This window comes from Micromonospora sp. H61, from assembly GCF_018070325.1.
In the GTDB taxonomy this organism is placed as follows: domain Bacteria; phylum Actinomycetota; class Actinomycetes; order Mycobacteriales; family Micromonosporaceae; genus Micromonospora; species Micromonospora salmantinae.
The window spans coordinates 1-6579 of the sequence record NZ_JAGPXY010000133.1 but is presented as its reverse complement, the minus strand read 5'-3'; the positions used below and the strand labels follow the sequence as shown (position 1 = coordinate 6579).

5 protein-coding genes are annotated in these 6579 nt (G+C 71.5%); 4 read left to right on the top strand and 1 reads right to left on the bottom strand.

Annotated elements, in window-relative coordinates; translation table 11 throughout:
* Positions 1 to 210 precede the first annotated feature (210 nt).
* Positions 211 to 495, top strand: a complete 285-nt coding sequence (locus KBX08_RS31955) for a hypothetical protein (protein ID WP_210787490.1) — start codon at positions 211 to 213, stop codon at positions 493 to 495.
* Between the two features lie 171 nt (positions 496 to 666).
* Here KBX08_RS31955 and murQ read toward each other — a convergent pair whose 3' ends face one another.
* The gene (gene murQ / locus KBX08_RS31950; RefSeq protein WP_238667857.1) at positions 667 to 1560 is read right to left on the bottom strand and encodes an N-acetylmuramic acid 6-phosphate etherase; all 894 of its coding nucleotides are present in this window, start codon (positions 1558 to 1560) and stop codon (positions 667 to 669) included.
* 252 nt (positions 1561 to 1812) lie between these two features.
* Between murQ and KBX08_RS31945 the strand changes: the two genes are divergently transcribed.
* From KBX08_RS31945 to KBX08_RS31935, 3 genes are all read left to right on the top strand, one after another.
* Complete coding sequence (locus tag KBX08_RS31945) at positions 1813 to 3378, top strand: sodium:solute symporter (protein ID WP_210787488.1); 1566 nt, start codon at positions 1813 to 1815, stop codon at positions 3376 to 3378.
* Between the two features lie 11 nt (positions 3379 to 3389).
* Entirely contained in the window at positions 3390 to 4586 is a 1197-nt protein-coding gene (locus KBX08_RS31940; protein ID WP_210787487.1) for an anhydro-N-acetylmuramic acid kinase, read from the top strand.
* Between the two features lie 24 nt (positions 4587 to 4610).
* On the top strand, positions 4611 to 6579 hold a 1969-nt coding region (locus tag KBX08_RS31935), incomplete at its 3' end, for an FAD-binding and (Fe-S)-binding domain-containing protein (protein ID WP_210787486.1).

The following is a 6579-nucleotide window of genomic DNA, read 5'->3' as shown; positions in this document are numbered from 1 at the left end:
CGTCCGCACCGACCGGCGTCGGCGCCGGCGGCGCTGATCCACCCACGTCAACAGCAGAAGCTTCGCCGCCCGACCCGCCGCCGCGGCCAGGGCTCACCGTCACCGCCGTCGACATGCGCGCCTCCAGCCGTCCCGTCGAGCGGGGTCCTCCCCCGCCCCGACACCTCCTGATCACCCACTCGCGTCCACGACGTTGATCAGGAGAGGTTCATGGAAATCGCCGTTATCTGGATTCCCGCCCACATCGAGCCGTCGGAGCCCGCCGTCGCGAAGTGTCTCAGCCACCTTCGCGAACACTCCTACCGATTCGCAGGAATCATGCGGGCCCCGTGGGAGACCGTCGAGCAGACGATGATCGACGGGGAGGTGGATGTCGTCGTCATCGCCGACTTCGCCCACCTCCCGCCGGATCGGTCCCCCCGGATCGAGCTGGCCAGTTCCCCCGACGGCGACGCGGACGAGGACCGAACGGTTCCGGGCACCCAGCTCGACTGACACCACGAAGCGCCCCGGCCCCCATGGGCGGGGGGCGTCGTCAATCGGGCTTTCTGCTCCGGACACCGTGCGATCAGAATGCCGGGCGGTGGCATCGTGCCGCCACCACCACGACGAGCTACCGCTCGCCCTCACCCGGACCCCGACAAGACGCCGCCGCGAAGCCCTGGATCAGGCCGCGACGGCCGCCCGGACGTCGTCGTCGGCGGCGCGCAGCCGGGCCGCGGCCTCCTCGGCGGTGCAGTTCGCCAACAGCAGCACGATGGCCGTCTTGGCGTGCCCGTGCGCCGCCGCGAGCGCCCGCGCGGCCGTGTCGAGGTCGGTGTCGGCGGCCTCGGCGACGATCCGACGCGCCCGGTCGACGAGCTTCTCGTTTGTGGCGTTCATGTCCACCATCAGATTGCCGTAGACCTTGCCGAGCCGGGCCATCGTGGCGGTGGAGAGCATGTTGCAGACCAGCTTCTCGGCGGTGCCGGCCTTGAGCCGGGTCGAGCCGGTGAGCACCTCGGGGCCGGTGGGCACCTCGATGGCGACGTCGGCGTGCCGGCTGGTCACCGCGTCGGTGTTGCAGGCCACCGATACGGTCGCCGCGCCAAGCGCGCGGGCGTGATCCAACCCACCGACCACGTACGGGGTACGGCCGCTGGCGGCGAGCCCGACCACCGTGTCGCGGGCGGTCAGGCCGACGGCGTCCAGGTCGGCGACGGCGCGGGTCGGATCGTCCTCCGCGCCCTCGACGGCGACACCGAAGGCTCGCGCCCCGCCGGCGAGCAGACCGACGACCCGCTCGGGCGTCGTACCGAAGGTGGGTGGGATCTCGACGGCGTCGAGCATGCCGATCCGGCCGCTGGTGCCCGCGCCGAGGTAGATCAGCCGTCCGCCCTGGCGGAGCGACGCCACGATGACGTCGACGGCGGCGGCGATGTCCGGCACGGCCCGGCGGACGGCGTCGGCGACAGTCTGGTCCTCGTCGTTCATCGCGAGAAGCAACTCGGTGGGAGACATCCGGTCGAGGTCGCCGGTCTTGTCGTTGCGGGTCTCGGTGCCGAGGGTGCTGAGGTCCACGGGGTGCTCGTTCCTCTCGCTGGTGTGCAGTCGCCGGCCGGCGGGGAGAGGTCCTCCGGTCGCCCGGCGGCTCGCCGTCGAGCGTGTCCTCGCGACCCGCCGCCGCGGCCAGGCCGAGGGCGCAGCTGCGAACAGTCCCCGTATCAGCAGGCTGAAACCACAGCGTAACCAGCCCGGACGGGCGGTGGCAAAAAGTTTCGCGTTAGGGTGAGTCAACGTCACTTATTGACAATCGCTGGTTGGGAGCGAGCCGTGCGTCAACTCGACCTCGTCGTGATCGTGCTGTACCTCGTGGTGATCGCCTACGTCGGACTACGCCTGTCCGGTAAACAGAAGTCCGCCAAGGACTACTTCGTTGGCGAGGGTCGACTGCCCTGGTGGACCGTCTCGTTCTCCGTCGTCGCCACCGAGACCAGCGTCCTGACCGTGATCAGTGTTCCCGGCGGGGCCTACAGCGGTCAGGGCTTCGGCAACGTCGAGCTGGCCCTGGGCTACGTCATCGGTCGGGTCGTCGTGGCCGCGGTGCTCATCCCGCTCTACAAGCGGGGTGGGTTCGTCAGCGCCTACCAGTACCTCGGTGAGCGGTTTGGCCTGAAACTTCAGGGCCTGGCGTCGGTGACGTTCGTCTTCACCCGCCTGCTCGCCGAGGGCGTACGGCTGTTCGCCTCGGCCATCCCCATCAAGCTTCTTCTCGACGAGTTCGGGCTGAATGTCGGCTATCAGGCCATCATCGTCGTCCTGACGCTCATCACTGTGGTCTACACCTACCTCGGTGGCATCAAGGCGGTCATCTGGACCGATGCCATCCAGATGGGGCTGTACCTGGGTGGGGCGATCCTGGCCATCGCGGTGCTCAGCCACGCCGTCGGCTTCGACGGCTACTCGCAGGCGCTGGACGCCGGCAAGTTCCAGCTCTTCGACACCAACTTCGCCCTCTCGCACGTGCTCACCAGCCCGTTCGCCCTGCCGACCGCGATCATCGGTGGCGCGATCTTCGCGATGGCCAGCCACGGGTCGGACCAGCTGATCGTGCAGCGCATCCTGTCGACCCGCACGCTGCGCGAGGGGCAGCAGGCGATGATCTCCTCGGGCATCTTCGTGGTGATCCAGTTCGCGGCGTTCTCCCTGGTCGGCGCGCTGCTGTGGTCGTACAACAAGGGTCAGACCTTCAAGGAACTCGGCCTGGCCAGCAGCGACAACCTCTACCCGAGCTTCATCCTGCACGCCCTGCCGGTGGGCATCTCGGGTCTGCTGGTGGCGGGCATCCTCGGCGCCGCGATGGGCTCTTTGTCCTCGGCGCTGAACTCGATGTCGAACTCCACAGTCGCCGACTTCATCCACAGCTTCTTCCGCAAGGTCCCTTCCGACGACACGATGCTCCGCCTCGCCCGGGTGATGACCCTGGTCTGGGCGGTGCTGATGGCGGTCTTCGCCTGCGCGTTCAGCTCCAGCACCGGAAACGTCTACCTGACCGGTTTGACCATCGCCGGCTACACCTACGGGGCGCTGCTCGGCGCATTCCTGCTCGGCCGTCTCGTCAAGCGGGCCAACCAGGTCGACGCGGTGATCGCCTTCCTGGTCACCGTGGCGGTGATGACCTACATCGTGCGCTACGTCAAGATCGATGTGACGACGGCCGGGACCACCACCGCCACCGCCATCGCCGCGCAGTGGCTGGTCCCGATCGGCGTCCTGATCACCCTGGTCGTCGGCGCGGTGTCCAGCCGGTTCCACCCGGCCCCGGAGACGCCGTACGACCATGGACGTACCGACGAGGTCGACGACGACGCGGCGGCGGCGCCAGCCGGCCGGGCATGAAGGAGGACGTGATGCGCGTGATCGGCCTGATGTCCGGAACCTCCTACGACGGCATCGAAGCCGCCGCGGCCGAGTTCGACATGAGCGGCGAAACAGTGCGGATGCGACCGCTGGGCCGGCTCAGCCACCCGTACTCCGACGAGTTGCGCACGCAGATCGCCGCGGCCCTGCCGCCCGTGGCGACCACCACCGAGGCGATCTGCGTGCTGGACACCGGCATCGGCCAGGCCTTCGCCGAGGCCGGCGTGCAGGCCCTCGCCCAGCTGTGCGACGGCAATGCCGACCTGCTCGTCTCGCACGGGCAGACCATGCACCACTGGGTCGAGGAGGGCACGGTCCGGGGCACTCTCCAGCTGGGTCAGCCGGCCTGGATGGCGGAGGCCACCGGCCTTCCGGTCGTGGCCGACCTGCGCAGCCGCGACGTGGCCGCCGGCGGCCAGGGCGCTCCCCTGGTCGCCCTCTTCGACGCACTGCTGCTGGGTGGCCTGCCCGGCGTCCCGGCCGCGCTGAACCTGGGCGGCATCGCCAACATCACCGTCGTCGCGCCGGACGCCGACCCGCTCGCCCTCGACACCGGTCCGGCGAACGCGCTCCTCGACGCCGCCGCCCGCCACTTCAGCGGGGGCACCGAGGAGTACGACCGGGACGGGCGCGGGGCGGCCGCCGGGCAGGTGAACCCGGACCTGCTTCGGCGGCTGCTCGATGAGCCGTACTACCGGCTGCCCGGCCCGAAGAGCACCGGGAAAGAGCTGTTCCATCTGCCCTACCTGCTCGCCGCCCTCGCCGACGCGCCCACACCGGACCCGCAGGACGTGTTGGCCACGCTCACCCGGCTGACGGCGGTCACTGTGGCCGGCGCCTGCCGTGAGCACGGCGTCACCCGGCTCGTCGTCTCCGGCGGCGGCGCACACAACCCGACGCTGATGCGCATGATCACCGACGAGCTGCCAGGCGTCGAGCTGTCCTCCAGCGACGACCTGGGCGTCGCGTCGGACGCCAAGGAGGCGCTGGCCTTCGCGCTGCTGGGCTACCTGACAGTGCACGGGCTGCCGGGCACCCTGCGCTCGGGCACCGGTGCGCGGCACGCCTCAGTGCTCGGCAACATCACCCCCGGCCGGCAGCCGCTGCGGCTGCCGGCTCCGGCCAGCACCGCTCCCCGCCGACTGCTTATCGCCGGCCGCCCCGCCGTGCCGCCGGTGGCCGGCTGACCACGCTCCCGGGAGGATCCGCCGATGAGACCCGTCGTACCAGTGCCACCGCCGACCGCGGCCGGTGCTCGCGCCCGCGCGGTCGCCGAGCTGCTACGCGCGCGCCTCGATGATCCGAGCCGGGCCAGCGCCGAGCTGCCCCGGCGGCTGGCGGCGGCGCACGACGCCTCGCCGTACCTGTTCGAGCCGCAGGCCGTGGTGCGCGCCGCCTCGGCCGCCGAGGTGGGGGCGTTGATGGCCGGCGCCCGGGAGGCCGGCGTGCCGCTGACCCTGCGCGGCGGCGGCACCAGCCTCGCCGGGCAGGCCGGCGGCGCAGGCGTGCTGGTCGACGTCCGCACCGACTGGCGCCACGCCGAGGTCCTCGACGACGGCCGCCGCATCCGGCTCCAGCCGGGCCTGACGATCCGGCAGGCCAACGCCCGGCTGGCCCGCTACCGACGCCGACTCGGCCCGGACCCGGCCAGCGAGGCCGCCTGCACGGTGGGCGGCATGGTGGCAAACAATTCCAGCGGGATGACCTGCGGCACCACCGACAACGCGTACCGCACCATGGAGTCGCTGCGCTTCGTGCTGCCGTCCGGCACCGTCGTCGACTCCGGCGCCCGCGACGCCGACGACCGGCTGCGGGCCGACGAGCCCGAGCTGCACGCCGGGCTGCTGCGCCTGCGCGACCGGGTGCGATCGACGCCGGGGTCGCGCGCCACCATCGAGCGGCTGTTCGCGATGAAGAACACCATGGGGTACGGGCTGAACTCGCTGCTCGACCACAGCACCCCGGTCGAGATGCTCGCCCACCTGATGATCGGCAGCGAGGGCACGCTCGGCTTCGTGGCCGAGGCCGTCTTCCGTACCGTCGAGATCCACGACCACGCCGCCACCGGCCTGCTGATCCTGCCCGGTCTCACCGACGCCACCGACGCGCTGCCGGCCCTGCTCGCCGCCGGCGCCCGTACCGCCGAGCTGCTCGACGCGGCCGCGCTGCGGGTCAGCCAGCGCGACCCGGGCGTGAGCCCGGCCCTTCGTGGGTTGACTGTCGTGGGGCACGCCGCGCTGCTGGTGGAATTCGCCGAGGACAGCGCGGAGCAGTTGGCCGCGACGCTGGCCGACGCCCGGCCCGTGCTCGACCGGCTGCCGGCCGTCACCGGCACCGAGCTGACCCGCGACCCGCGCGAACGGGCCAACCTCTGGCACCTGCGCAAGGGCCTCTACACCGCCGTCGCGGGGGCCCGCCCGCCCGGCACCACGGCCCTGCTGGAGGACGTCGCGGTGCCGATGCCACGCCTGACCGGCACCTGCGACGGGCTGATCCGCCTGTTCGACCGGCACGGCTACCCGGACGCGGTGATCTTCGGACACGCCCGGGACGGCAACCTGCACTTCATGCTGACCCAGTCCTTCGACACCGCGGCCGAGATCGATCGCTACGCCCGGTTCACCGACGACATGGTCGACCTGGTGCTCGCCGAGGGGGGAACACTCAAGGCGGAGCACGGCACCGGTCGGGCCATGGCGCCCTTCGTCCGCCGGCAGTACGGCGACGAGCTGTACGACGTGATGCGCGAACTCAAGCGGTTGTGCGACCCGAGCGGTCTGCTCAACCCCGGTGTGCTGCTCAACGACGACCCGACAGTGCACCTGCGGCAGCTCAAGGCCGTCCCGACGGTCGACCCCGAGCTGGACGCCTGCGTCGAGTGTGGCTACTGCGAGCCGGTCTGCCCCACCGCCGACGTCACCACCACGCCCCGGCAGCGCATCGTCCTGCAACGGCAGATCGCCCTCGCCACCGCCGCCGGCGACGAGGAGCGCCGCCGGGAGCTGACCGCCGACTACGAGTACGCCGCGGTGGACAGCTGCGCCGCGGACAGCCTCTGCGTCACCGCCTGCCCGGTCGGCATCGACACCGGGGCGGCGATGAAACGGCTGCGCGCCGAGCGGCACAGCCCTCGCGCCCAGCGCACCGCCCGCACCGCCGCCCGGCACTGGCAGGCTGCCG